Source organism: Pectobacterium peruviense, from assembly GCF_002847345.1.
Lineage (GTDB): Bacteria > Pseudomonadota > Gammaproteobacteria > Enterobacterales > Enterobacteriaceae > Pectobacterium > Pectobacterium peruviense.
Genome location: NZ_LXFV01000023.1, coordinates 1 through 26,413, shown reverse-complemented (window position 1 = coordinate 26,413; position 26,413 = coordinate 1). Strand labels below are relative to the sequence as shown.

The window sequence follows — 26,413 nt, the reverse complement described above, 5'->3', positions numbered from 1 at the left end:
ACTGGCAAGAGGAAAAATGCAATTTTGTGCTCTTGCCAGCGCGATTGCTGTGGTTGTATCCGTTCCGCCGTTTTTTTCGACGATACCCGTCATACTTCAAGCTGCTTGTGCGTTGGCTGCTCTTAAATACTCGGCCCGTCGTGGGCCTCGCCCTAAAGGGCCGCTGCAAGCAGCGTTCAAATCCGCTCCCGGCAGATTTGTCACCCAGTCACTTACTTGTGTAAGCTCCTGGGGATGAAATGAGAGACTTCCTGTCTCTCACCGAAGGCCAGCCGTTGGCTGGTCAAATTCGTTCCCGACGAATTTGTCGCTCGGTTGCCGCGTTACAAGGCTCATAAATGGGCCTTGCCCTAAAGGGCCAACGCTTTGCGTTGTTCAAAACGCTAACGTTTTGTCACGCAACTCGAATTATTTAGGGTAGAAAACAGAGTGAAACGTTATCTAACGTGCTGCCCGCGCTAAGATTCGTGCGGCAGGCTGGCGCTGAAGAAAACGAATTCGCGTCACCATCATGACTGCTGCCGCTGTCAGACCAATGATGAAACCACACCAGAAACCCGCAGGCCCCATGCGTGGCACGATAACATCCGTCAACGCGAGGAGGTAGCCGCTCGGTAACCCTAACACCCAATACGCGGTGAACGTAATATAGAAAATCGCGCGGGTGTCTTTATAGCCTCGCAGTACGCCACTGCCGATCGCCTGAACGGCATCAGAGATTTGATAAACGGCAGCCAACAGCATGAGCTGAGAAGCCATTGCAACCACCAACGGATCCTGATTGTAGAGTAGGGCGATAGGCTCACGCAGCAACGTGGTAAAAATGGCTGTGCAACCGGCTAACGCTACACCAGCCATGATACCGGTGTGCGCCGCAATGCGGGCGTTTTCAACCGAACCTTCCCCTAATCGGTGCCCGACGCGAATAGTCGTGGCGACGCCAACCGAGAGCGGGAGAACGAACATGAGAGAGCTGAAGTTCAGGGCAATCTGGTGACCGGCCACATCGACGACACCGAGCGGTAATACCAACAGTGCCACCACGGCAAACAGCGTGACTTCAAAAAGCAGTGCCAGCGCAATCGGTAAGCCTAGGCCAAACAGACGTTTCAGCACGGCAACATCTGGGCGGAATGCGGGACAGTGGAGGCGGATATCGCGTAGCCAGGAAGCACGTCGAGTGTAGAGCATCATCAACAGCATCATGATCCAGTAAACCGATGCGGTAGCCACGCCACAGCCGACGCCGCCTAGTTCGGGCATGCCAAATTTACCGTGAATAAAGATATAGTTAATCGGGATGTTGATTAACAGCCCGATGAATCCAATCATCATGCCGGGATAGGTTTTGGATAGCCCTTCACACTGACAGCGTAACACCTGATAGAACAGATAGCCGGGAACGCCCCACAGCAACGCATGGAGATAGCCGATGGCTTTTGCGGCCAGTTCAGGTGAATCGTCGCTCATCAGATTAATCGCGTATTCCCCCTGATACAGCACCAGCATCGTCAGCACAGAAATAATGGCGGCCAGAAAGAAAGATTGTCGCACCTGATGAGAAATACGATCGCGACGGCCGGAACCGTTGAGCTGTGCGACAACCGGTGTTAACGCTAATAGCAGACCGTGACCAAAAAGAATGGCGGGTAGCCAGATAGAGGTTCCCACTGCGACGGCGGCCATATCGGTGGCGCTATAAGCACCGGCCATGATGGTGTCAACCACACCCATCGACGTTTGGGACACTTGCGCAATAATGACAGGAACAGCAAGCGCCGATAATTTACGCGCTTCTGTCAGATACTGTTGCACGGATACCTTCCTTGAATGACTTAATTTTGCTAGCGGGATGAATAATCTGGATATGAAAAACGTCAAGAATAAAATGAGAGCGTTATTGTAACGACTTAATAAAAGTAAACCAGCATGAAAGAGAATATATTCTTTTTGTTACGCTGCGGTTTCGATAGCGTTTGACGCTCCGTATTCTGGTTTGGTTTTCCGCGGAATATCGGGCACACTGCATACAGTCATTTCTTTGTTTTTAAGAGGCAAACCGCATGTTTACCGGTATTGTTCAGGGCACTGCACCTGTGGTGTCGATTGAAGAAAAATCCAACTTTCGCACGCACGTTATTCAACTCCCCCCTGATCTGCTGCCAGGGCTTACGCTCGGTGCCTCAGTGGCGCACAACGGCTGCTGTCTGACGGTAACTGCCGTTGATGGCGATCGCGTCAGTTTTGATCTTATGAAAGAAACGCTACGGCTAACGAATCTGGGCGATATTCATGAAGGTGATGTCGTGAATATTGAGCGAGCCGCTAAATTTGGCGATGAGATCGGCGGCCACGTCATGTCGGGCCACATCATGTGTACGGCGGAAGTGGTCAAGATTCAGGTTTCAGAAAATAATCATCAGATTTGGTTCCGCCTGGCAGATGAAGCGCTGATGAAATACGTGCTGCATAAAGGCTTTGTCGGGATTGATGGCATCAGTCTGACGGTGGGAGAAGTGACACGCGGACGTTTCTGCGTGCATTTAATTCCAGAAACGCTGAACCGTACAACGCTGGGTCAGAAGCGCTTGGGCAATCGCATCAATATTGAAATCGACCCGCAAACGCAGGCCGTGGTCGATACCGTAGAACGCGTGTTAGCCAGCAAGCAGGCGAACGACCTCGTCAGCGAAGAGTAATCCCCGCGCTGCATCTTTTTGTAAACCGGATGAATATCATCCGGTTTTCTCTTTTATCTCTCAGCGCGAAACGCGTAATCCACCGTCAATTCCATTGATACTGAATACGATCTGCCAGAGCTGAAGCTCTCTGGCTCTGAACGCCCCTGCGCACGCGTTCAGATAGTAGCTAAACATCCGACGAAAACGGGCGGTGTAGCGTGTGGAAAGCTGGGGCCACCCTTGTTGAAAGCGTGTATGCCATGCCAGTAATGTGCGATCGTAATCGGTACCGAAGTTGTGCCAGTCTTCCATTACCATGTAAGGCTCACTTGCCTGCGCGATGTGTTGTATAGAGGGAATACAGCCGTTGGGGAAGATGTATTTATGAATCCAGGGATCAATGTGCGGGTTGGTCTTATTGGCGCCGATAGTGTGCAGCAGGAACAGTCCATCGGGCTTAAGACTGCGTTTTGCCATGCGAAAGTAAGCGCCATAGTTGCGCGGGCCGACGTGTTCAAACATACCGACAGAGACGATCCTATCGAATTGCTGGTTCAGATCGCGGTAGTCTTGTCGCGCAATGGTGACGCCAAGATCCTGACAGCGCTGTTGCGCCAGACGCTGTTGCTCTCTGGAGATGGTGATGCCGTAAACGGAGACACCGTAGCGACGCGCGGCGAACTCAGCAAGCCCGCCCCAGCCGCAGCCGATATCCAGCAGCGTCATGCCTGATCTTAGCTGGAGTTTTTCGCAAATCATGGTGAGTTTGTCTTCCTGCGCTTGTTCCAACGTGTGCGCCTGTTTCCAATAAGCGCAGGAATATTGCATGTAGGGATCGAGCATTAGGGTAAAGAGATCATTACCTAAATCGTAATGTGCTTTGCCGACAACCTGAGCACGTCTGCGGGACTGCAAATTGGTGACGCGGGAAATGGCGACTCGAGTAAGATCGTGCAAGCGGCGAGGTAGTGTATTTTCTAGCCCTGCACGCAGGACACGATGGAAGAACATATCCAGCCGTTCGCACTCCCACCATCCGTCCATATAGCTTTCACCTAATCCCAACGAACCTTCTCGCAAGACACGTTTAAAAAAGCGGGGATGGGTAACGTGGATATCAAAGGGGCGAGTACCGTTGATCGCGATATCCGCAGCGGCTAACGTGTCTTGCATTATGTGGAACCAAGGCGCGGTATCGTGATCCCATTTTTCTGCATAAGGTAATCCCATCATGTCTCCTTAACTTTTCACGTATAAAAGTATCGTAAAACACCTGGACAGCACTTACTGCAACCGACGTATCGGCTGTCACCAGAGAAAAATGAAGAAGAAATTTGCACGTAAACAGGATCTCATTGGCAAAAGCACGGACCTGCTTACTGACGTGCGGCTATCGCTATTTTGGTTTTATCAGTGAAACTGAAACGCAGGGTTCAGTTTAGAGTTGCTCCAGCCAATATACAAGAAAATTGGCTGGAGCAAGCAGAGAGGGAAAGCGGGCAGGAATAGAAAAACCGTCTGTATTGGTCGTCGAGATTAACGGCGATAATCGCGGAATGGACCATCGGCAACCGAGCGACGTTCAATCAGCGTCGGGTGTACTTCAATGACGTGCGCATCTTCTCGCTTACTGGTAATACGATCCAGCAGCATAGAAAACGCGGATTGGCCCAGGCGTTCTTTCGGTTGATGGATGGTGGTCAGCGCTGGCGTAAAGAAGCGCGCATGGCGCACGTTGTCATAACCGATCACCGAAATATCCTGTGGCACGCGCAGGCCCAGTTCGTCGGCTGCACAGATGGCACCCATCGCCATAATATCGCCACCACAGAATACGGCCGTAGGTCGCTGTTTCTGCGCGAGAATCTGATGCATGGCTTTATAGCCGGATTCCGGTTCGAAATCGCCCTGAACAACCCATTCGTCGCGCACGGCGATGTCGGCTTCCTTCAATGCTTTTAAAAAGCCGAGGTAGCGCCCGCTGCCGGTGTTGCGCTCTTGAATGCCGGGGATCGCGCCGATATCTCGATGACCGCGTTCAATCAGGTAGCGACCCGCCATATAACCACCTTCAAAGGCGTTATCGATAATCGTATCGGTAAAATCGCTGTGCATCTGTCCCCAGTCCATGACGACCATTGGAATGCTGCGATAATCTTCCAGCATGCCCAATAGCTCCGGCGGGTATTCGGCGCACATCACCAACAGGCCGTCGACGCGCTTTTGCGCCAACATGGAAAGATAAGCGCGCTGTTTGCCAATGTCGTTATGAGAATTACACAGCACCAGCGTGTAACCTTTGGCATAACAGCTGTTTTCGACTGCTTCAATGATCTCGGCAAAGTAGGGGGCTTCGCTGGATGTGGCCAACAAACCAATAGATTTAGTGTGATTAACTTTGAGGCTGCGAGCGACGGCGCTGGGCGAATAGTGCAATTCTTTGATTGCCGCCCTGACGGCTGCCTTAGTCTCTTCGGCGACGAAACGTGTTTTATTGATCACGTGCGATACGGTTGTGGTGGAAACGCCAGCACGTTTTGCCACATCTTTAATCGTTGCCATCTAAAAATGACTCCTGAACTTACCTGTTACAGACGTAAGTATATTGTTAATCGTTTGCCTACGTTTAAAGTTCTTCTTCTAAGCTAAAAAACAGGATTTCAGAAGGAGAATGCCGAATGTTATACCGAAGGGGTCTGGGTTGACGTTTTTCGACTGATACGCAGCGCTTTCATAAACAGCGGATTGTGTCCGATTTATCATGAAAGTGAAAGGGCTAATTTATACTATTAGTGATGCATTCGTCCGAGATTTTTCGCTAGAATTATGAAAGAATCGTAATAACCCTATTATTTGTAGCTTTAACCGTCTAAGCGGGTTCTGCTGCACATGGTGGTGTCTTTTTTTAGATGAAGTTTCAGATGAAACTTGTTCGCTAATAAGGAGTGGTTTATGGATACAGATCTGAAGATGTCTTTACTGACAACCGTTGGCTCGTTAGCTGTGATCATCGCGTTTAGCTTTATTGCGGTGCTGAACTAACCGATCGGCTTCTGCGCTGGTTGGTATTCAGACACGTTGGTGGTGCATAAACGTGTCTGAATTATTTAGGGTATAACCGGTATAATTTGCTTAACGAATGGTCTGTGGCGTGACCACGCGACGCGCGCCAACGTAGTGCTCCTGCCAATAATCTTCGCTCAGCTTGCTGATGCGAATATCTGAGCCCGTACGCGGCGACTGGATAAATTTCCCTTCTCCCAGATAAACCCCAACGTGATCGGCTGCGCCACGATTATTGATGCGGAAGAAGACCAAATCGCCACTTTCTAGTTCACTCTTTTTAATCGGCGCGGCATCACGTAGGTGATACATTTCGTTTGCGGTACGCGGGATTTGGATCTTGACGACGTCTTTATAGGCGTAATAAACCAGTCCGCTACAGTCGAATCCGGTAAAGGGAGATGAGCCGCCCCAATGGTACGGTTTACCTATTTGGCTCATCAATTTATTCATGGCGGTCGTTTTGGCATGCTGATAGCGTTTTTTATGCGCCGCGCTCAGCGCCATTCCTTTTTCGGTGGGAGACGGGTTTTTATCCACCTTCTCTTTGAGTGCGGTTTTCTTTAACCCGGTTTTAACTCTGGCCTGTGCAGTTGTCTGCTTCTCGTCTTCAGGTTTCAGTTTTTTAAGGTTTTTCTTTACTAGCGCGGGCGTGCTGCTTTGTGTCCGTGACGGTTTTTTTTCTGTCGATTTGTTAGCGCTACGGGGTTTGGTTTTAGTGCTGACTGCGGTAGGTTCGGGTTTTTTGCTTTTGATCGGCGTCGGTGATTTAGCATTACTCTTTGTTTGACGGCTTTTCTTATTCGTTTCTTCAACGACGTTTTTCTTCGGTGCCGAATGCGGGGTATGCGGCGCAGCCTGAACGACGTTCAGGGATAGATTACTGAAAAATAATATAAAAAGAGTAATAAATAAGCGCATAATAAAAGTGACCGAACATAATCCTTAACTCGCTCAATCCTCACAGTATTCCTGAAAACGGCGTCATAAAAAAGTAGGCACGGTCGCTTTATTCATACAGAATAGTGAAAAAACGTTAATAGTTGTTTTTTCGATTGATTTATCAGCATTTTTTGGCGTTGATTTCATCAGCGACGCAAAGCGACGAGAAAAATAACCCTACAAAAAATGGCGTTTTTTTGTAGCTAGTGGCATCGGTACAATATCATTGAGTCAATGTCGCTGTCGCAATACTTCTGACGGCGGCTCATGGCTAGCGTTTTGGACGTTAGCCATCCTATAGGTTTAAGGAAGCAAGAAGATGACGACACCGACAATTGAAAAAATTCAGCGCCAAATTGCTGAAAACCCGATTCTGCTGTACATGAAAGGCTCCCCGAAATTACCAAGCTGCGGTTTTTCCGCACAGACCGTTCAGGCATTGTCTTCATGTGGCGAACGTTTTGCTTATGTAGATATTTTACAGAACCCAGATATTCGTGCTGAGTTGCCGAAATACGCAAACTGGCCGACATTCCCGCAGCTGTGGGTTGACGGCGAATTAGTTGGCGGCTGTGATATCGTGGTTGAAATGTTTCAGCGCGGTGAATTGCAACAGCTGATCAAAGAAACGGCAGACAAATACAAAGCGCAGCAGGCCGATCAAGAGTAAGTCTCTTATCAAGCATAATCGCGACGCGTAATGTTGTTATGTTGCTAGAGTAAAGTTTTCCAGCGGGTGCCTTATGGCACCCGTTTTTTGATCTTAGTCTTTCCCGCCGACTCAGTCTTCGGCTGATGCGTCTTCCAGCGAATCTTCTTCCAACGCAAGCGGCCATCCGCCCAGACGTTTCCAGCGATTAACCAGCTCACAGAACAATAATGCGGTCTGATTTGTGTCATACAGCGCGGAGTGTGCCTGGCTGGAGTCAAACGCAATACCCGCGGTAATACAGGCTTTAGCAAGAACCGTTTGACCTAAAACCAGCCCGCTGAGCGCTGCGGTATCGAAGGTGGCGAAAGGGTGGAACGGATTACGTTTCAGGCTACAACGCTCCGCTGCCGCTGCCATAAAGCTGTGATCGAACGTGGCATTATGCGCCACGATAATCGCGCGGTTACAGCCCTGATCTTTGATCCCTTTACGCACGACTTTGAAAATTTCATGCAGCGCGTCGTATTCGCTTACCGCGCCGCGAAGCGGGTTGGTGGGGTCAATGCCGTTAAATGCCAGTGCAGCAGGTTCCAGAATTGCGCCTTCAAATGGCTCAACATGAAAATGTAGTGTTTCATCTGGCTGCAACCAACCGTCTTGATCCATTTTTAATGTTACCGCCGCGACTTCCAGCAAGGCATCGGTTTTCGCATTGAATCCGGCGGTTTCAACATCAATCACTACCGGGTAAAACCCACGAAAACGGCCGCTCAGGGCGTTCAGATCACTTTTATCAGCCATTTGTCTCTTAAATTGTTAGCAAAACGCAGCGCGCATTATTGCAAATTTTGACTGGAGATGCAGCATGCCCGTTGCCGTTTCAAACGTCGGAGATTGTAGAGGAAGAGAGAAGAACAGGTGCCGATGTAGCACCTGTATTGCGCAGGATCTTAGTGGCCGATGCCGTTACCAGCGTGGGCATTTTCGATCAATTCGATTTTATAACCATCTGGATCTTCGATGAATGCGATAACGGTCGTGCCGCCTTTGACCGGACCGGCTTCACGCGTCACATTGCCACCCGCCTTACGGATACGCTCACAGGTTGCGGCAACATCGTCAACGCCCAACGCGATATGACCATAGGCATTGCCCAGATCGTAGCTGTCGACGCCCCAGTTGTAGGTCAGCTCGATAACCGAACCCTCGCTCTCTTCGGTATAACCGACGAAAGCCAGCGTGTATTTGTACTCGGTATTCTCGCTGGTGCGCAGTACACGCATTCCCAGAATTTGGGTATAGAAATCAATAGAACGTTGTAAGTCGCCAACACGCAGCATGGTATGAAGTAAACGCATAGTGCCCTCGTTAAAAAGTGCAACAAAAGGGAAGTATAACGTTGTGGCTCTGCTGAGTCCAAGCCGTTGGGATGATGCTAAAAATGCGACACTGCGGTTAGGTTTGTGTTAAAACGTACTATCAGGAGGGCTAATTAGCGCATTGGGTCAGTTTTAGCCGACCTTGTGTGTAAAAAAATCATCAGTTATTACAATGGTTACCTAATTATTTTCATTGTGACTGTCCGTTTGGGCTTGCCAGCAGTAAAGAACAGGGCTTCAATAAATAGAGTTGTAGCAGGAGGTGTTGTGCCAGAGCAACTTGAACTCTTTGTTGTCCCTAATCCATGCCGTGGTATTTGTCAGACGGATGAAGGCGGGTATTGTCGTGGTTGCTTTCGCAATCGCAATGAGCGCTTTAGTTGGGGCCAAATGAGTGATGCGCAGAAACAGGATGTGCTGCGTTTGTGTCGGCAGAGAATGAAACGGTTACAGCGTTCAGAGAAAGCCGATGCGTCAGCAGAGTCCCATCAGCCATCGTTGTTTTAAGCCATCCTGTTTTAGATGATCTATTTACGTGAAATTTTGTTTAAGCAACGCAGGAGCGTTCGATTGAATAAAATAAGCCTAAGATCATTTTTAAAAGACTTTTATTTGATAGAATCCACTGCGTTAGGGTTCTATTTTTTACGATAATAAAATCGTTTTTTTATTCTTATAAATCAGAGTTGATTGCAATCCAGGGATATAACTTAGTGTGCTAACAATAAGGAGAGGTGATGGAATTGCCATTAGGATCTGATTTAGCTCGTCTGGTGCGCGTGTGGCGTGCGCTGGTCGATCATCGATTAAAACCACTTGAACTGACCCAGACGCATTGGGTTACGTTGCATAACATATACCATTTACCCCCTGGCCAGTCGCAGATTCAACTAGCCAAAGCAATAGGTATTGAGCAGCCCTCATTGGTCCGAACACTGGATCAGCTTGAGGAGAAAGGGTTAATCACTCGTCACGTTTGCGCGCACGATCGCCGGGCAAAACGTATTATGCTGACTGAATCAGCAGAGCCGATAATACAGGCAGTCAATGGTGTAATTAGTCATACACGTAGTGAAGTATTATTTGGTATTACGCCGGAGCAGGTTGATGAATTAGCGCTGCTAGTTTCGCGTCTTGAGAAAAATATATTGGCGTTACATGAAAATCAAGCGTAGCTAAATTTGGGTTACGCAGAGGGAGAATTAAATCCCGGCAAGATTACCGATACCCGTTATTGGTTATTTATTCCGGGAGTTGATTATTCGTTGTGACGGTCGCTGCTGATAGCGGCGACCGTCACACAACAATTAGCGTGGAGAAACGGTGATACTGCGGCCATTGCTGGCCATAGCAACGCGTTGTCCGGCGCTGAATTTCGTATCGCCCTGTTTCTGTACCACCATAATGGTACTGCCGTCATCACGACGGATCTCCAGTTCTACGCCCTGTGTACGGTTCAACGCACCCGTTGCGCTTTGACCCGCGACACCACCCGCTACGGCGCCCGCCGCTGTCGCCAGACTACGACCAGACCCGCCGCCGATAGTGTTACCCAAGAAACCACCCAGCACAGCACCGCCCAGCGCGCCGATAACGTTAGAATCTTCTCCTGCCTGAATCTGAACCGGACGCATAGAAACGATGGTGCCGTAAGTCACGGTCTGCACTTGTTTAGCTTCAGATGCGCTGTACACATCACCGGAAAGCGTACTGGTATTAGCACAACCAGCCAGCGTGATACCAGCAAGGGTAACCACAAGCAAACGCTTCATCATAATAAAAACTCCTTAATAGCGAATATGTCGGGCTGGCTCAGCCTCGGCCGACGCAGTGTTATACCAATAAATTATGGTCTGGCTCAGTGTAGCATGCCACTCTTTTTACTCTTTTTTTCAGAATATAATAGTGCGCTTAAATTGCGTATAAACAGAGAGGGAAATAACATGAGAAAGGGCTTTTTTTGTAGCAAATATTATCAAAAACCCACTTTTGGTTAAAACCTAACCCGTGTGGCAAAAACACAAAAAATTTAATAATTCAGCGTGTTAACGTGCTACTTTTACTTTCGACATAACGTTTTTTATCGATGTTCTCTTTTTATCCCATAGAGGCAAAGACTACATAATGAGATCAGGCAGATATATTGGCGTGATGTCCGGCACCAGTCTTGATGGTGTGGATGTCGTGCTAGCCGCGATTGACGAACATACCGTGGCTCAACAGGCTAGCTACTGTCACCCGATACCGCAGGATATCAAAATGGCTATCCTGGGAATGTGTCAGGGGCAGGCGGTGACGCTGTCAGCGCTGGGGCAGTTGGATACGCGTCTGGGAATCTTGTTTGCCGAAGCGGTGCTGACACTGCTTAAAGAGACGGGTCTGGGGGCGCAGGATATTACTGCGATTGGCTGCCACGGGCAGACGGTCTGGCATGAGCCTACAGGCGATGCACCTTGTACGTTGCAGATAGGTGATAATAACCGCGTTGCTGCCTTAACTGGCATCACGACCGTAGGAGATTTTCGACGCCGCGATTTGGCCTATGGCGGGCAAGGTGCTCCGCTTGTGCCATCCTTCCACCACGCGCTGCTGATGGATCCTGTTGAGCGTCGTATTGTGCTTAACATTGGGGGAATCGCTAATCTGTCGCTGCTGGTACCGGGAGCACCTGTGCGTGGTTACGATACCGGGCCTGGGAATATGCTGCTGGACGCCTGGATCTGGCGGAACTGTGCACAGCCGTATGATAAAGACGCCGTGTGGGCGATGAGTGGACAGGTGAATCCATTACTGTTGCGCCGGATGTTGACCGATCCTTACTTTGCGCTGCGAGCGCCCAAAAGCACTGGACGTGAATATTTCAACCTCGGCTGGCTCGAAAGAATGCTGGCTGGATTGCCGCCGATAGTGCCGCAGGATGTTCAGGCAACGCTGGCTGAGTTAACGGCTATAAGCATTGCCGAACAAGTGCTGCTAGTTGGTGGATGTGAGCGTTTATTAGTTTGTGGAGGCGGAGCGCGTAATCCACTCATCATGGCACGTCTTTCGGCCTTGCTGCCGGGCATTGAAGTCAGCACGACGGATGAATGTGGTGTGAGTGGTGATGATATGGAGGCGCTAGCGTTTGCCTGGCTGGCGTCGCGTACGCTATCAGGATTGCCGGGTAATCTGCCGTCTGTCACAGGGGCGAGTCAGGAAACGGTGCTAGGTGCGATTTATCCAGTTAACGTGAATTAATCAGATTTTGCCGAGAGGTTCATTGTTATCCTCTTGTTAAACTTGCATGAGCGGCAGCGTCAGTTGCCGCCATTGACAAGAATGACAGGAGAAAAAATGAAACGATTGCTGACAGGGACAGCGCTGATTCTGCTGAGCGGATGCAGTTATTTTGGTCATAAACAGACAGTAGAAACGCTGCACTATCAATGTGGCACGATGCCGCTAACCGTCACGTTACAACAGGGGGGAGAAACGCCTTCACAGGTGAGCTTCCTACTGGACGGTGAACGTCTCAGTCTGCCTCAGGTGGTGTCCGCTTCTGGTGTCAGATACAGCAATGATACCTACACATTCTGGAGTAAAGGCGACCGTGCATTTATCCAGCGTGGTGAACGGGTTATCGTCGATGATTGTGTGCTGGCACCGATGTAACTGACGCCGCTCGGTTGCGGCGTTACTGCTGATTGCGATTTTTCGGGTACGGGAGCAGAATGGGATTTTTCCCCGCTTCTGGCCCGACATTGCGACAGCAGGATATTATGACTCAGGAACGTTCCCCCTCTGACGGTACTCCTCTTATTCAACCAGCCGATATCGCTGACATCCGCCGTGAATACACGCGTGGTGGGCTTCGTCGTGGCGATCTTCCCAGCAACCCGCTGGACTTGTTCGAACGCTGGCTGAAACAAGCCTGTGAAGCGAAGCTGGCCGACCCTACCGCGATGTCTGTCGCGACCGTTGACGAGCACGGGCAGCCTTATCAGCGTATCGTTCTGCTTAAACACTATGATGAGAAAGGCATGGTGTTTTATACCAATATGGGCAGCCGCAAAGCGCATCATCTGGAAAATAATCCACGCGTCAGTCTACTGTTCCCTTGGCATATGCTGGAACGGCAGGTGATGGTGCTGGGGCGCGTAGAGAAACTGCCGACGCTTGAGGTGTTGAAATATTTCCACAGTCGCCCGAAGGACAGTCAAATCGGCGCATGGGTATCAAAACAGTCCAGCCGAATCTCCGCGCGCGGCGTGCTGGAAAGCAAATTTTTGGAATTGAAGCAAAAATTCCAAAGCGGCGAGGTGCCTTTGCCGAGCTTCTGGGGCGGTTTCCGCGTCGTTATCGATTCTGTTGAGTTCTGGCAGGGCGGTGAACACCGCTTACATGACCGATTTTTTTACCAGCGACAGGAAGAGGGCTGGCAGATTGATCGTTTAGCGCCTTAATCGCGAAATATCCGTGTTAAACGCTGGCGCTCCTATCATCAGCACTTTATCCTATGAGGTTTCGCGTTGACTGGGCATTGCGTGGCGATTCGGCATTCATGGCTTGTTGCGTAAGGTAATGCAGCAGCGAAATCATCATGCGACAGCAGACAGGTATGCTGCGCATCTTTCACGGCCTTGTGCGTAACCCCAAAGGGAACGTAACGGCTTTTTTTATGAAAATGGAGTTATCGATGGCGAGTAGTAACCTGATTAAACAATTGCAAGAGCGGGGCTTGATTGCCCAGGTGACGGATGAGGAAGCGTTAGCAGAGCGGCTGGCGCAAGGGCCAATTGCACTGTATTGCGGTTTCGATCCCACCGCTGACAGCTTGCATTTGGGGCATCTGGTGCCGCTGCTCTGCCTGAAGCGCTTCCAGCTGTCTGGTCATCAACCTGTTGCGCTGGTCGGCGGTGCTACGGGACTGATCGGTGACCCCAGCTTTAAAGCGACAGAGCGTAAGCTGAACACGGCTGAAACCGTGGGTGAGTGGGTAGAAAAAATCCGCCGTCAGGTCTCTCCGTTTCTGGATTTTGACTGCGGTAAAAACAGCGCGATTGCCGCCAATAACTACGACTGGTTTGGCAACATGAACGTGCTGGATTTTCTGCGTGATATCGGTAAGCATTTCTCCGTTAACCAGATGATTAGCAAAGAAGCTGTCAAACAGCGTTTAAACCGTGATGACGTCGGTATTTCGTTCACCGAGTTTTCTTACAACCTGTTGCAGGGATACGACTTTGCCTCGCTGAACAAGCAGCATGATGTCGAACTGCAAATCGGTGGCTCTGATCAGTGGGGCAACATCACGTCTGGTATCGATTTGACGCGCCGCATGAATCAGAAGCAGGTTTACGGTCTGACTGTTCCGCTGATCACGAAATCTGATGGCACGAAATTCGGTAAAACGGAAGGCGGCGCAATCTGGTTGGATGCCAGCAAGACCAGCCCTTACAAATTCTACCAGTTCTGGATCAACACGGCGGATGCCGATGTGTACCGGTTCCTGAAGTTCTTCACGTTCATGAGCCTCGAAGACATCGATGCGCTGGAAGAAGAAGACAAGAACAGCGGCAAAGCGCCGCGCGCGCAATACGTGCTGGCGGAAGAAGTCACTCGTATGGTTCATGGTGAATCGGGTCTGGAAGCTGCTCGTCGTATTACACAAAGCCTGTTCTCTGGCGCGTTGCAGGATATGACGCAGGACGACTTTGCCCAATTGGCGCAGGATGGTATGCCGATCATCGAACTGGAAAACAGTGCTGATTTGCAACAGGCGCTGGTCAGCGCTGAGCTGGTGCCATCACGCGGTCAAGCCCGTACGATGATCTCCTCGAATGCGGTAACGATTAACGGCGAAAAGCAGGCCAATCCTGAGTACACCTTCAGTGCCTCCGACCGTTTATTTGATCGCTACACCTTGTTGCGTCGCGGTAAAAAACACTACTGCCTGATCTGCTGGAAAGCATAAGCATTACCGATAAGGGAGCGTCAGCTCCCTTTCTTCTTGTAAGTTGAGGCGCACAGGCGCTGGCAAGGATTTGAGTCATATCTAATGAAAAATATACTTTCCATCCAGTCACATGTCGTTTTTGGTCATGCCGGTAACAGTGCGGCAGAGTTTCCGATGCGTCGGATGGGCGCAAACGTTTGGCCTCTGAATACGGTGCAGTTCTCGAACCATACTCAATATGGTCACTGGACGGGGTGTGTGATGCCTGCTAGCCACTTAACCGAAGTGGTGCAGGGGATTGCGAACATCGACAAGCTGAAGACCTGTAATGCTGTGCTGAGTGGTTATATAGGCTCTGCCGAGCAAGGGGAGCATATACTGGGTATTGTTCGGCAGGTAAAAGCCGCCAACCCTGATGCGCTGTACTTCTGCGATCCAGTAATGGGTACGCCGGAGAAAGGCTGTATCGTCGCGCCCGGCGTGTCTGATTTTCACTGCCAGCAGTCGCTGTTAGCGGCCGATATTATCGCACCGAATCTGCCTGAGCTGGAGCTGCTCGGTGGCCGTACCGTGCATAACGTGGCGGAAGCCGTGGAAACCGCGCGTGCGCTGTGTGAAAAAGGGCCAAAAATCGTTCTGGTGAAGCACCTTAGCCGAGCGGCAAGTCGCGAAGACAGCTTCGAAATGCTGCTGGTCACGCCGACGGACGCCTGGCACATCAGCCGCCCGCTGGTGGAATTTGAACGCCAGCCTGTAGGTGTGGGCGATTTGACCAGTGGATTGCTGCTGGTGAACCTGTTGAAAGGCGTTGCGTTAGATAAAGCGTTGGAGCACACGACGGCGGCAGTGTATGAAGTCATGCTGGTGACGAAAGAGATGAATGAGTATGAGTTGCAGTTGGTTGCCGCTCAGGATGGGATTGCCAATCCGCGTCATCATTTCCAGGCCGTTCGCCTGTCGTGAAACGAACAACGCCCCGAAACCCGGGGCGTTGTTGCATGTTAACCTTTCAACCTTTCAACCTTTCAACCTTTCAACCTTAAGCGCGGTAGCGACGGAAGGGCGCTCGGCAATATGGTCGAGATAGGCTGCCAATGCAGGGTAGCGGAACATATCTAGTTTTAACGACTGCGCCCAGCGCATCACGGTAAACAGATACGCATCGGCGATACTAAAGCGGTTGGCGACCAGATAGTTTTGTTCACTCAATACCAGATTGATATAACGGAATTTGACCTGCAAATATTCAACTAACAGCTCTTTATACGTTTCTGGCGTTCCGGGGCGAAAAATCGGCGTAAACGTTTTGTGCAGTTCGGCAGAAATGTAGTTCAGCCATTCAATGGTATGATAGCGCGCCATACTTCCGGTGGGTGCAATCAGGTTACAGTGCGGAACCAGATCGGCGATGTATTCGGCGATGGCAACCCCTTCCGTCAGGATCGAACCATCCTCCAATTCTAGCGCAGGCACCATCCCCTTCGGGTTGATGAACGTATAGTCGGTTCCACGCTCCGTCTTTTTCGTGCGCAGATTAACCTTCTCCAGCTTGAACTCCAATTTGGATTCGATCAAAACGATGTGTGTAAAAAGAGAACTGCTTTCAGCCTTGTAAAACAGTTTCATGAAAACCCCTTTCTATTATTATTTTTCCATCAACACATGCGCTGATGATTGTTGAATGACGACATGTCGTTTTTTTACAACAAAACGTAACGATAGAGTGTGAGGCTTCTTGCAAAATACTCCTTATGTATGAGTGACGCATGAAATTTGGGCGATTTTGACGGAACAAAGTCAAATTTTGAGGTATTACCTAGGCATTTTAACCGAGGCCACAGGCAAAACTCTGTAGCGCATGATACATCTGGGGTCAGGCCGTGGTAGAGCGGCGGTTACAGATTGTTCAGAGGCTTCTGGGTTGCTGAGATAGCTGGGTTAGCGAGATCGTGGTGCATAGGTGGAAGAGGCGATAGAACAGAAGAAAGCGCCCAATAAAATGGCACTGCTGATTTTTTAAGCCAATACACTTAAATTAGCTGTGTCAGTGATGTTTTTCGACGTGTAGTTTATCGATGTTAATTAACCATTACTAAATTTATTGATAAGAAAAATTTCATTAGTGACACATTTCGTATTTTTCATGATGTTGTCCATTTAGTTTATTTCCCCACGGTGAGTGTTTGATGAATATTTAAAAATGAAAATAGGAAAGGGTATGAAGGGAAACTGTTTCACTGTCATGTCGATTAAACTACTCCTTTATTTGTCGCATGTAACAAAAGAGGGGTAATTATGTCCAATGCTTTTCGTTACGAGATTTTTTATCTGTGATGGAAAAATAAATAATATTCCCGAGTCATTATTATCACCATATCAAGACACAGACAACACGCCGAAAATAGCCTAAGCCGTAGGTGCTTACGATTGCGAACCCGGCGGATAATGCGACTAACAATGTGTATTGTCTGAATCTATTCATTACCATGAGGTTACTATGAAAAAGAACAGGTTATTATTTTTTATAGCCTTGGCTATTCTTCTCGGGATTATTGTCGGCGGGATTTGTCATTCTCTATTGACGGAAAAAGAAGCCAAAGAGGTGGTGTCCTACTTTAATTTAGTGACCGATGTTTTTCTTCGCCTGATAAAAATGATCATTGCGCCATTGGTATTCGCAACATTGGTCTCTGGCCTTGCCAGCATGGGGAATTCCTCATCCGTCGGCCGAATAGGGCTGAAAGCCATGGTGTGGTTTATTTGTTCTTCCATCGTTTCCCTTTTTATTGGCATGCTGTTAGCAAATATCTTCGAGCCAGGTGTTGGAATGAATCTCGCCATCCCGAGCACGCCGATTCAGGTAGATAGCGGTGTGAGTACTGGCGGATTCACGCTGAAAAGCTTCATTGCCCATATATTTCCGCGCAGCATCGTCGAAGCGATGGCGAATAATGAAATATTGCAGATTCTGGTGTTCTCCATGTTTTTCGGTTCCGCACTGGCTTTTGTGAAGGGGCAAAATAAACATGCTGTCACGATGGAATCGATGATAGAGGAACTGGCGAAGGTGATGTTCCGGGTGACGGACTATGTCATGCGATTAGCGCCTTTGGCGGTGTTTTCTTCGTTAGCCTCTTCCATCACGACCGAAGGTCTGGGGCTTCTCCTCGACTTTGGCAAAGTCATTGGTGAGTTCTACCTTGGATTGGTGCTGTTGTGGGGGCTGATGTTCGGTGCGGGTGCATTGTTCCTGGGTAAGAAAGCAACCTGGGGACTGCTCAAACTGCTGCGCGAACCGAGTATGCTGGCGTTTGCTACCGCAAGTAGCGAAGCGGCCTATCCGAAAACGATGGAGGCACTGAGCGAATTCGGTGTTCCTAAAAAAATCACCAGCTTCGTACTCCCGTTGGGGTATTCCTTTAACCTTGTCGGCTCCATGATTTATCAGGCTTTTGCCATTCTGTTTATCGCGCAGGCTTACAATATTCACCTAAGCCTGACGCAGCAGACCCTGATTTTGCTGACGCTAATGATCACGAGTAAAGGCATGGCAGGGGTAGCGCGTGCCGCTGTGGTGGTAGTGGCAGCCACGTTGCCAATGTTCAGCTTACCCGAAGCAGGCATTTTACTGATTATTGGTATCGATCAGTTCCTGGATATGGGCCGGACAGCGACCAATGTGATTGGTAACGGCATGGCTACTGCGGTTGTTGCTAAATTGGAGCGGAACCATGATCTGGAAGAAATAAACGAAGAAAGAGACCATGAGCATTCTGACGAGGAAGCCCCTGTGATGGCAACTGGGAATGTCTAAATTAACGTCAGGTTAATACGCTAAGACAGGCGGCCTTCGGGCCGTTTTCTCGCTCCGATTACCTTCTATATCCTCTGTCTGTTGACGTGTTTTTTTCATCCCCTGCGTATTTACTCCGATTTGCTTCTTTTCAATAGCTAATGGCTATCGCTGCGTTCATATCGCATTGTTGCAAAAACGTTATTTTTTGTTTGTGTTATCTTTAAATAAGACCGCAAGCTCAGGCTGGTTATTGATTAATCGCCCGATGCAGAAGAACGAATATGCCCTAAATAATTCGAGTTTCAGGAAGGCGGCAAGAGAAGGCATCCCGATGAGCTTACTCAAGTAAGTGATTCGGGTGACAAATTTGCCGGGAGCAAATTTGAACGCTGCTTGCAGCGGCCCTTTAGGGCGAGGCCCACGACGGGCCGAGTATTTGAACGCAGCCAACGCACATGCAACTTGAAGTATGACGGGTATAGCAAGTTAATTTGGGAGGAAGCATGTCATCACACCTTCGCGACACTTGTCTGGAAACATTGACGGTACGACAGCAGATTTATCATTACTACAGCCTGCCGAAGGCGGCAAAAACGCTTGGTAATATCGACAAATTACCGAAGTCACTCAAGGTATTGCTGGAAAATTTATTGCGCCATCAGGACGGCGACACGGTTGAGCAGGATGACCTTCAGGCGGTGGTGGACTGGCTGAAAACCGGTCACGCCGATCGGGAGATTGCCTATCGTCCGGCGCGCGTACTGATGCAGGACTTTACCGGCGTGCCCGCTGTGGTCGACCTAGCGGCGATGCGTGCGGCGGTGAAACGACTGGGCGGCGATGTTAACAAGGTTAACCCGCTGTCGCCGGTCGATCTGGTTATTGACCACTCGGTTACGGTTGATCACTTTGGCGATCGTCAGGCGCTAACGGATAACACGCAGTTAGAAATGGCGCGTAACCGCGAACGTTATGAGTTTTTGCGCTGGGGGCAGAATGCCTTTAGCCACTTTAGCGTCGTACCGCCTGGAACGGGGATTTGCCATCAGGTGAATCTGGAATACTTGGCCAAGGCCATTTGGTATGAAAAGCAGGGCGACAAACAATTTGCCTACCCTGATACGCTGGTAGGAACCGATTCGCACACCACCATGATTAACGGCTTGGGTGTGCTCGGCTGGGGTGTTGGTGGGATAGAAGCCGAAGCCGCGATGTTAGGGCAACCTGTTTCGATGCTAATCCCCGATGTGGTTGGCGTAAAACTCAGCGGCAAAATGCGAGAAGGGATCACGGCAACCGATTTGGTTCTGACGGTAACGCAGATGCTGCGTAAGCACGGCGTAGTTGGAAAATTTGTGGAATTTTACGGCGATGGGCTGGATTCGCTGCCGTTGGCGGATCGCGCGACCATCGCCAACATGGCACCGGAATATGGTGCCACCTGTGGCTTTTTCCCTATCGATAACATTACGCTGGATTACATGCGGTTGACCAACCGCGCCGAAGAACAGATTGCACTGGTGGAAGCTTATAGTAAGCAGCAGGGGCTGTGGCGTAATGCTGGCGATGAGCCGGTATTCACCAGCCAGCTCGCGCTGGATTTGGCAACGGTGGAAACCAATCTGGCAGGGCCGAAGCGTCCACAGGATCGCGTGCCTTTAGCGGGCGTGCCGGAAGCTTTTAAAGCCAGCCGGGAACTGGATGTCAGCTCGGTGAAGAACCGCTCCGACTATGAAGAGTTCACGTTGGAAGGTGAAACGCATCGCTTGCATCAGGGGGCGGTCGTGATCGCGGCGATCACCTCTTGTACTAATACCTCCAACCCTAGCGTGCTGATGACGGCCGGACTACTGGCAAAAAGTGCCGTAGAGCGTGGTCTGAAAACCAAACCGTGGGTCAAAACTTCGCTGGCACCGGGCTCACGGGTCGTCACGGATTACTATGCTAAAGCGGAATTAACCCCGTATCTCGACGAGTTGGGATTCAATCTGGTGGGCTACGGCTGTACCACCTGTATTGGTAACTCCGGTCCGCTGCCGGATGCGATCGAAGCCGCGATAAAAGCAGGCGATCTGACGGTCGGTGCCGTGTTGTCAGGTAACCGTAACTTTGAAGGCCGTATTCATCCGCTGGTGAAGACGAACTGGCTGGCATCACCGCCACTGGTGGTCGCCTACGCGCTAGCGGGGAATATGAATGTCGATCTGACGCAAGAACCGCTGGGTGAAGATCGTGACGGGAAAGCGGTCTATCTGAAGGATATCTGGCCGTCGACGAAAGCGGTGGCGGACGCGGTATTGAATGTCAGCGCGGGCATGTTCCACAAACAATATGCTGCGGTGTTTGAAGGCACGCAGGAGTGGCAAGATATCGAGGTCGATGACAATCCTACCTATCAGTGGCCGGAAGAATCGACTTATATTCGTCAGACGCCTTTCTTTCTGGATATGGGGAAAGAACCGGAACCGGTTCAGGATATCCACAACGCGCGCATTCTGGCGATGCTGGGCGATTCGGTCACAACCGACCATATCTCACCGGCAGGCAACATCAAGCGTGATAGCCCGGCAGGGAAATATTTGCTGGATCGCGGCGTCGAAACCACGGAGTTTAACTCTTACGGTTCACGGCGTGGTAACCACGAAGTGATGATGCGCGGGACGTTTGCCAACATCCGTATCCGTAATGAGATGGTGCCGGGTAAAGAGGGTGGTTATACCCGTCACATCCCGTCACAGAATGAGATGACAATTTATGACGCGGCGATGCGTTATAAGGACGAAAATGTCCCGCTGGCGCTGTTTGCCGGGAAAGAATACGGTTCAGGTTCTAGCCGCGACTGGGCTGCGAAAGGCCCGCGTTTGCTGGGCGTTCGCGTTGTCGTCGCAGAATCGTTCGAGCGTATTCACCGCTCTAACCTGATTGGGATGGGGATTCTACCGCTGGAGTTTCCCGAAGGTGTGACGCGTAAAACGCTGCAATTAACGGGGGATGAGCAGATTTCGATTGCGGGATTAAATCAACTTACACCGGGTGCCACGGTTGAGGTAAATATCACGGGGGCTGATGGCAATACGCAGACGATCAATACTCGCTGCCGCATCGACACCCGTAATGAACTGACCTATTACCAGAACGACGGTATCCTGCATTACGTCATCCGCAATATGCTGTAATTTTATATTTAGCCACCATGAGCAGAAAGTCTGTTCGTGGTGGCTTCGTCTATATTTGATGCCTCTTTTCTTGATGCTTCTTTTCTATATGCCTGAAAAAGCGAACATCAATAATAAGCGGCTTCATCTTCCCTAAGCGGTACGCTCCGAACACTGCCGTTTGTAATCACTATCGCAGTCACGACGCTTCTTCGCGAATCACTGTGCTTTTTCGATTGTAGGATATACCTGACGACGTATGTTCTGTTGTCTAAAAAGCGGTAAAAGGAAGGGGGAATACACAGTTCTCCCTGTGTAACGATAACACTGGGATTTTCATACAGTACCCATTCCTGTGGTGGAGCAAGCCTTGTACTAATCACAATAAGAGTGGGTTGGTAATCCACAGGCTTATTAACTGAAAAACAAATATCACCTTTAACTTGCCTGACAGATGTCAATTCATCTGGCTGCAATCGGTCACCTGAACCGGGGCAGCCAACAAGAATAAAGGTGCTAAATACAAGCAAAAATGCAGGCAATCTTGCAGTAAATGTCATCGTTAATTCCAGGGAAAGAATTGCATGGTTTTTTGATAGTGCTGGCGTATTACGGCCTCAGAAATATCGCCATCAAGGGTGACATCGCCGCGCGCTCTCAACATTTTCCACGCTTGATAGCCGTAGGTTTTTAAAACGAAATAGTCAGCGATTATCTGTGCCTGCTGTTCCATTGGGTAGGATCGTAACGTGCGGTTACCAAACTGGTAGCGATAACTGACGGCCCAGCTAACTAAGCCTCTAACTATGACATTCATACCTCGCTCACGCTGCCAGACATGGCTCATTTCGTGAATAAAGAGATGTTGGCTGGACATACTCGTGAGGGAAAAATCGTCGCTATACCATGCCCGAAAGTACAATTCTCCATTCGGGCTCATCGCCGTATTTTTATCTTGAAGGCCGAAAGGAAGATAACTGTCGTGATGAATCCAGACTGTGTGGTAGTGGATCGAATCGCCAAAAATAGATTTAGCCAGCCTGATTTCACCAGACGTAAGCAGTCGTAAACTTCCTTCTTTTCGATCATCCATAACAATCTCCATTTGTTATAGCTAGGTAGGTTTATAGCTTGGACTATTGCTCGTTCAAAATGAAGCGTTAATCCAGACATAATAGCGCTTCCCTTTCTGGCAACGAAGAACGAGATATTCGTCTTGGTGTGCCAGCGCACTTTTTCCTACATGAAATTCTCGTATCCTCCGGCAAATTGTGGTTATGTGGTATTGACGCTAACTACATGGGGAATAAGTAAAAATTATTGCCCAGCCATGCCCCGACTACAACTCCAACGCTGTTTGAATAATGACGGGGATATAACAGGAGGTTATATGAATGCTGTAATCAAAAAACGTTTTAAACACTCGCTACTGCTTCTTACGCTATGCGCGACAGGAACAATGACATCGGTTTTTGCGGCACAGGTTCCTGCCGGAACGGCACTAGCAGATAAACAAGAACTGGTGCGAGGCAATGGATCAGAGCCGGCATCGTTGGATCCGCATAAGGTAGAAAGTGACGTTGAAGGTCACATTATCAATGACTTCTTCGATAATCTGGTGCGCGTGGGTGATGACGGTATTATCCAGCCGCGACTGGCCGAGCGCTGGGATAATAAAGACAACACGGTGTGGACATTCCACCTGCGTCCCGATGCCAAATGGTCCGATGGTTCACCGATTACTGCGGATGATGTGGTTTACAGCTGGCGACGCCTTGGCGATCCTAAAACGTTGTCGCCTTACGGCAGCTACGTCGCCAGTATGTACGTGAAGAATGCGGCAGATATTATGGCGGGCAAAAAGGCACCCGATACGCTGGGCATAAAGGCGCTGGATAGCCATACGGTTGAAGTGACGCTGGAACACCCATTGTCTTATTTCCTGGAAATGTCGGCTTATCATGTTCTGGTGCCATTGCCGAAAGCCGTCATTGAAAAGCATCCAGAAAACTGGACGCAGGTTGGGAATTTTGTCAGCAGCGGCCCTTATACGCTGAGTGAATGGGTGGTGAACGAACGCATTGTTGGCAAGCGCAATAGCCAATATTGGGATGATGCGCATACCGTAATTAACAAAGTCACGTATCTGCCGATCAGCTCGCAGGCGGCGGAGCTGAATCGTTATAAATCGGGTGAAATTGATGTCACGGGGCTTTTATCGCCCATTCAGTTTGCATCATTGAAAAAAGAATACCCGCAAGAAGTGAGAGTTGCCCCACAGATTGGCACCTATTTCTATCGTTTCAATACGAAGAAAGCGCCTTTTGATGATTCACGCGTTCGCCGTGCACTGGATCTCAGCGTGGATAAAGATATCATCGCAAACAATGTGCTAGGCATGGGGCAGACGCCCGCTTACAGCTTGATTCCCAAAAATGTCGGGGGATTCCAACGTAAGGATCCCGAGTGGGCAAGCTGGACACAGCAGCAGCGTAACGTTGAGGCGAAGAAATTGTTGAAAGAGGCTGGGTTTGACGAGAAACATCCGCTGAAACTCAATCTGCTTTATAACACCTCCGAGTCGCATTTACGCGTGGCGATTGCCGCCAGTTCAATGTGGAAGAAGAACCTTGGTCTGGAAGTGACGCTGCAAAATCAGGAATGGAAGACCATGTTGGATACCGTACGTACGGGTAATTTTGAAGTGGTCAGACAGTCTTGGACTGGGGATTACAATGAAGCCAGTACATTCTTGAATACGCTGGAAACCAACGACAGCAACAACAACGGTAAATTTAGTAATGCACAGTATGATGCGTTGCTGAAAAAGGCGCTGACGGTCAAAGATAAGCATGATAAAGAGGCTATTTATCAACAGGCTTCGGATATTTTAGATAAAAATATCCCATTATTGCCTATCTACTACTATGTTCAGCCGCAGATGGTTAAGACGTATGTTGGTGGCTTTTCGCCCAATGTTCGCGGCGATTATTACACGCAAGATATTTACATCATTAAGCACTAATCTAAAATAAAACAGCCGGTGAAAAACCGGCTGTGGTCATCGAAGCAAACGATCTCAGAACGAAACGTGGGATCGTTATTTCATATCCAGCATGTGCCCCATTTTGGCGGCTTTGGTTGCTAGATAGTGCTCATTCTTCGGATTACGCCCGACGATTAATGGCACACGTTCGACGATATTGATGCCTGCTTCGTTGAGGATTTTCACTTTCTGCGGGTTGTTGGTCAGCAGGCGAACTTCATCGACACCCAGCAGCTTGAACATGTCAGCACACAGAGTGAAATCGCGCTCATCAGCGGCGAACCCAAGCTGGTTATTCGCTTCCACCGTATCGGCTCCCAGATCCTGCAACGCATAAGCGCGGATTTTATTGAGCAGCCCGATATTCCGGCCTTCCTGACGATGGTATAACAGCACGCCGCGACCTTCTTCGGCGATGTTGCCTAATGCGGCTTCAAGCTGGAAGCCACAGTCACAGCGCAGGCTAAACAGGGCATCCCCCGTCAGGCACTCGGAATGCACGCGAGCAAGTACGGGAACTGAACCGGAAATATCACCATAGACCAGAGCAAGGTGATCGTGACCCGTGGCGATTTCTTCAAAACCTACCATCAGAAAATCGCCCCACGGAGTGGGTAATTTGGCTTCCGCCACCCGTTTTAGCTGCATACTTTTCTCCCAAAAAGCTGTGTCCAAAAAAGCTGTGTCCCAAAAAAGTGCTGAGGCGAATCCTACTGCGACCTATCGCGCTTGACCAGCAAAAAAGCCTGTCTAAGAACGTCACAAAAATTGAATTAGAATGTGGCCTGACCGCGGTTTGGTTTCAGGTTCGTTGACAGAACTGAGCGCTATTTTACGCCATACTGACAGTTCATGTCGGATTTTCTGATAGAATTGTGAAAGTTTTGTTGCAAAGCATCATGCTGAATTATGGGAAGAAATTATGTACGAAATTGCCAAACGAACAACCATTGGCGCCGCGCTATTACTGATTATGCCAATGATTATCTGGATGAGCGGTTGGCAGTGGCAGCCGGAGTATGACGGGCTCTGGTTGCGCGTACTTTTTTGGATCACCGAGACAGTGACATCGCCGTGGGGCATTCTGACCAGCATCGTGCTAAGTATCTGGTTTCTCTGGTGCCTGCGTTTTCGCCTGAAGCCAGCGATCGGTCTGTTGGTCATTATGGCGATTACCGTGCTGATTGGGCAGGGCATCAAATCGGTGATTAAAGAATGGGTACAGGAATCGCGACCCTATGTCGTTTGGCTGGAGAAAAATCATCAGGTTAACGATAGCTATTTCTACTCGTTGCCGCGCAAGGAACGTTCGGAGCTGGTTAAAACGCAGTTGCAGGATCAAACGCAGATTCCGCAGTGGCTACGCAGCCACTGGCAGTTTGAAACCGGTTTTGCTTTCCCTTCCGGGCACACCATGTTTGCTGCGACCTGGGCGCTGCTGGGCGTCGGGTTACTGTGGGCGCGTCGGCATTATAAAACGGTGGTGATCCTGATGCTCTGGGCCAGTGGCGTCATGGGCAGCCGTCTGGTGCTTGGTATGCATTGGCCGCAGGATCTGGTGGTGGCGACGTTAATCAGCTGGCTGCTGGTTGTGGTTGCCAGTTGGCTGGCACAGCGCTGGTGTGGCCCGCTGTCGCTCCAGCTGGAAGAGATTAAAGAACAGGCGGAAGAAGATGCCGCTGAGAATAAATCCTCGTAGCCCTCTGGCGTGAGTAATCGCCTGTAGTTCGTACCTTGCGGATGACATCGTTCATCCGCATTTTT

Annotated in this window: 25 protein-coding genes; 14 read left to right on the top strand and 11 right to left on the bottom strand. The window is 49.7% G+C overall.

Annotated features, from left to right (window positions below; genetic code table 11):
- Window positions 1-441: 441 nt before the first annotated feature.
- Complete coding sequence (locus A0G03_RS16360; protein WP_048259779.1) at window positions 442-1,815, bottom strand: MATE family efflux transporter; 1,374 nt, start codon at window positions 1,813-1,815, stop codon at window positions 442-444.
- A 248-nt stretch (window positions 1,816-2,063) separates the two neighbouring features.
- Here A0G03_RS16360 and A0G03_RS16355 point away from each other — a divergent pair, with 248 nt between their 5' ends.
- The gene (locus A0G03_RS16355) at window positions 2,064-2,699 is read left to right on the top strand and encodes a riboflavin synthase (protein WP_048259780.1); all 636 of its coding nucleotides are present in this window, start codon (window positions 2,064-2,066) and stop codon (window positions 2,697-2,699) included.
- A gap of 60 nt (window positions 2,700-2,759) precedes the next feature.
- Here the strand turns inward: A0G03_RS16355 and cfa are convergent, their stop codons facing one another.
- The gene (gene cfa, locus A0G03_RS16350; protein ID WP_048259781.1) at window positions 2,760-3,911 is read right to left on the bottom strand and encodes a cyclopropane fatty acyl phospholipid synthase; all 1,152 of its coding nucleotides are present in this window, start codon (window positions 3,909-3,911) and stop codon (window positions 2,760-2,762) included.
- Window positions 3,912-4,217: 306 nt separating this feature from the next.
- Window positions 4,218-5,243 carry an HTH-type transcriptional repressor PurR gene (gene purR / locus A0G03_RS16345; RefSeq protein WP_048259782.1) on the bottom strand — a complete coding sequence of 342 codons (1,026 nt, stop codon included), beginning with the start codon at window positions 5,241-5,243 and terminating at the stop codon, window positions 4,218-4,220.
- Window positions 5,244-5,633: 390 nt separating this feature from the next.
- Between purR and cydH the strand changes: the two genes are divergently transcribed.
- Window positions 5,634-5,723: a cytochrome bd-I oxidase subunit CydH gene (gene cydH, locus A0G03_RS16340; RefSeq protein ID WP_014915740.1), complete on the top strand. Its 90-nt coding sequence runs from the start codon at window positions 5,634-5,636 to the stop codon at window positions 5,721-5,723.
- Between the two features lie 90 nt (window positions 5,724-5,813).
- Here cydH and A0G03_RS16335 read toward each other — a convergent pair whose 3' ends face one another.
- Entirely contained in the window at window positions 5,814-6,665 is an 852-nt protein-coding gene (locus tag A0G03_RS16335; RefSeq protein ID WP_048259783.1) for a C40 family peptidase, read from the bottom strand.
- A 340-nt stretch (window positions 6,666-7,005) separates the two neighbouring features.
- On the opposite strand from A0G03_RS16335, the gene A0G03_RS16330 reads away from it, so the two are divergent.
- Window positions 7,006-7,356, top strand: coding sequence for a Grx4 family monothiol glutaredoxin (locus A0G03_RS16330; RefSeq protein WP_005972539.1), 351 nt, complete (start codon window positions 7,006-7,008; stop codon window positions 7,354-7,356).
- Window positions 7,357-7,467: 111 nt separating this feature from the next.
- Here A0G03_RS16330 and rnt read toward each other — a convergent pair whose 3' ends face one another.
- On the bottom strand, window positions 7,468-8,139 hold the full coding sequence (rnt, locus tag A0G03_RS16325; protein WP_048259784.1) for a ribonuclease T: 672 nt from the start codon (window positions 8,137-8,139) through the stop codon (window positions 7,468-7,470).
- Window positions 8,140-8,288: 149 nt separating this feature from the next.
- Complete coding sequence (gene gloA / locus A0G03_RS16320; protein ID WP_048259785.1) at window positions 8,289-8,696, bottom strand: lactoylglutathione lyase; 408 nt, start codon at window positions 8,694-8,696, stop codon at window positions 8,289-8,291.
- Window positions 8,697-8,984: 288 nt separating this feature from the next.
- On the opposite strand from gloA, the gene A0G03_RS16315 reads away from it, so the two are divergent.
- On the top strand, window positions 8,985-9,224 hold the full coding sequence (locus A0G03_RS16315; protein ID WP_072062016.1) for a DUF1289 domain-containing protein: 240 nt from the start codon (window positions 8,985-8,987) through the stop codon (window positions 9,222-9,224).
- 230 nt (window positions 9,225-9,454) lie between these two features.
- Window positions 9,455-9,892, top strand: a complete 438-nt coding sequence (slyA, locus tag A0G03_RS16310) for a transcriptional regulator SlyA (RefSeq protein ID WP_010276609.1) — start codon at window positions 9,455-9,457, stop codon at window positions 9,890-9,892.
- 132 nt (window positions 9,893-10,024) lie between these two features.
- On the opposite strand, the gene A0G03_RS16305 is transcribed toward slyA, so the two are convergent.
- Window positions 10,025-10,492 carry an outer membrane lipoprotein gene (locus A0G03_RS16305; protein WP_005972534.1) on the bottom strand — a complete coding sequence of 156 codons (468 nt, stop codon included), beginning with the start codon at window positions 10,490-10,492 and terminating at the stop codon, window positions 10,025-10,027.
- A 349-nt stretch (window positions 10,493-10,841) separates the two neighbouring features.
- Between A0G03_RS16305 and anmK the strand changes: the two genes are divergently transcribed.
- The 5 genes from anmK (at window position 10,842) to pdxY (ending at window position 15,615) form a co-directional block, all read left to right on the top strand.
- On the top strand, window positions 10,842-11,954 hold the full coding sequence (gene anmK / locus A0G03_RS16300; RefSeq protein WP_048259786.1) for an anhydro-N-acetylmuramic acid kinase: 1,113 nt from the start codon (window positions 10,842-10,844) through the stop codon (window positions 11,952-11,954).
- A gap of 96 nt (window positions 11,955-12,050) precedes the next feature.
- A complete protein-coding gene (locus tag A0G03_RS16295; RefSeq protein ID WP_048259787.1) occupies window positions 12,051-12,368 on the top strand; it encodes an MliC family protein in 318 nt (105 codons plus the stop codon).
- Between the two features lie 107 nt (window positions 12,369-12,475).
- Window positions 12,476-13,159: a pyridoxamine 5'-phosphate oxidase gene (pdxH, locus tag A0G03_RS16290; RefSeq protein ID WP_048259844.1), complete on the top strand. Its 684-nt coding sequence runs from the start codon at window positions 12,476-12,478 to the stop codon at window positions 13,157-13,159.
- A 233-nt stretch (window positions 13,160-13,392) separates the two neighbouring features.
- Window positions 13,393-14,670, top strand: a complete 1,278-nt coding sequence (gene tyrS / locus A0G03_RS16285; protein ID WP_048259845.1) for a tyrosine--tRNA ligase — start codon at window positions 13,393-13,395, stop codon at window positions 14,668-14,670.
- Between the two features lie 84 nt (window positions 14,671-14,754).
- Complete coding sequence (gene pdxY / locus A0G03_RS16280; RefSeq protein ID WP_048259788.1) at window positions 14,755-15,615, top strand: pyridoxal kinase PdxY; 861 nt, start codon at window positions 14,755-14,757, stop codon at window positions 15,613-15,615.
- Window positions 15,616-15,669: 54 nt separating this feature from the next.
- Here the strand turns inward: pdxY and gstA are convergent, their stop codons facing one another.
- Window positions 15,670-16,278 (bottom strand): glutathione transferase GstA, encoded by a 609-nt coding sequence (gstA, locus tag A0G03_RS16275; protein WP_048259789.1) that lies wholly within the window; start codon window positions 16,276-16,278, stop codon window positions 15,670-15,672.
- An 871-nt stretch (window positions 16,279-17,149) separates the two neighbouring features.
- On the opposite strand from gstA, the gene A0G03_RS16270 reads away from it, so the two are divergent.
- Window positions 17,150-18,466 carry a dicarboxylate/amino acid:cation symporter gene (locus A0G03_RS16270; RefSeq protein ID WP_048259790.1) on the top strand — a complete coding sequence of 439 codons (1,317 nt, stop codon included), beginning with the start codon at window positions 17,150-17,152 and terminating at the stop codon, window positions 18,464-18,466.
- Between the two features lie 485 nt (window positions 18,467-18,951).
- Window positions 18,952-21,624, top strand: a complete 2,673-nt coding sequence (gene acnA, locus A0G03_RS16260) for an aconitate hydratase AcnA (protein WP_048259791.1) — start codon at window positions 18,952-18,954, stop codon at window positions 21,622-21,624.
- Between the two features lie 107 nt (window positions 21,625-21,731).
- Here the strand turns inward: acnA and A0G03_RS16255 are convergent, their stop codons facing one another.
- Both A0G03_RS16255 and A0G03_RS16250 read right to left on the bottom strand, forming a co-directional pair.
- Window positions 21,732-22,163 (bottom strand): putative T6SS immunity periplasmic lipoprotein, encoded by a 432-nt coding sequence (locus A0G03_RS16255; protein WP_072062018.1) that lies wholly within the window; start codon window positions 22,161-22,163, stop codon window positions 21,732-21,734.
- Window positions 22,164-22,165: 2 nt separating this feature from the next.
- Window positions 22,166-22,696, bottom strand: coding sequence for a hypothetical protein (locus A0G03_RS16250; protein WP_048259792.1), 531 nt, complete (start codon window positions 22,694-22,696; stop codon window positions 22,166-22,168).
- A gap of 297 nt (window positions 22,697-22,993) precedes the next feature.
- On the opposite strand from A0G03_RS16250, the gene A0G03_RS16245 reads away from it, so the two are divergent.
- Window positions 22,994-24,628, top strand: coding sequence for an ABC transporter substrate-binding protein (locus A0G03_RS16245; RefSeq protein WP_048259793.1), 1,635 nt, complete (start codon window positions 22,994-22,996; stop codon window positions 24,626-24,628).
- 75 nt (window positions 24,629-24,703) lie between these two features.
- On the opposite strand, the gene ribA is transcribed toward A0G03_RS16245, so the two are convergent.
- Window positions 24,704-25,297 carry a GTP cyclohydrolase II gene (gene ribA, locus A0G03_RS16240; RefSeq protein WP_048259794.1) on the bottom strand — a complete coding sequence of 198 codons (594 nt, stop codon included), beginning with the start codon at window positions 25,295-25,297 and terminating at the stop codon, window positions 24,704-24,706.
- A gap of 274 nt (window positions 25,298-25,571) precedes the next feature.
- Here ribA and pgpB point away from each other — a divergent pair, with 274 nt between their 5' ends.
- Window positions 25,572-26,348, top strand: coding sequence for a phosphatidylglycerophosphatase B (pgpB, locus tag A0G03_RS16235; protein ID WP_048259795.1), 777 nt, complete (start codon window positions 25,572-25,574; stop codon window positions 26,346-26,348).
- The last annotated feature ends 65 nt before the right edge of the window (window positions 26,349-26,413 follow it).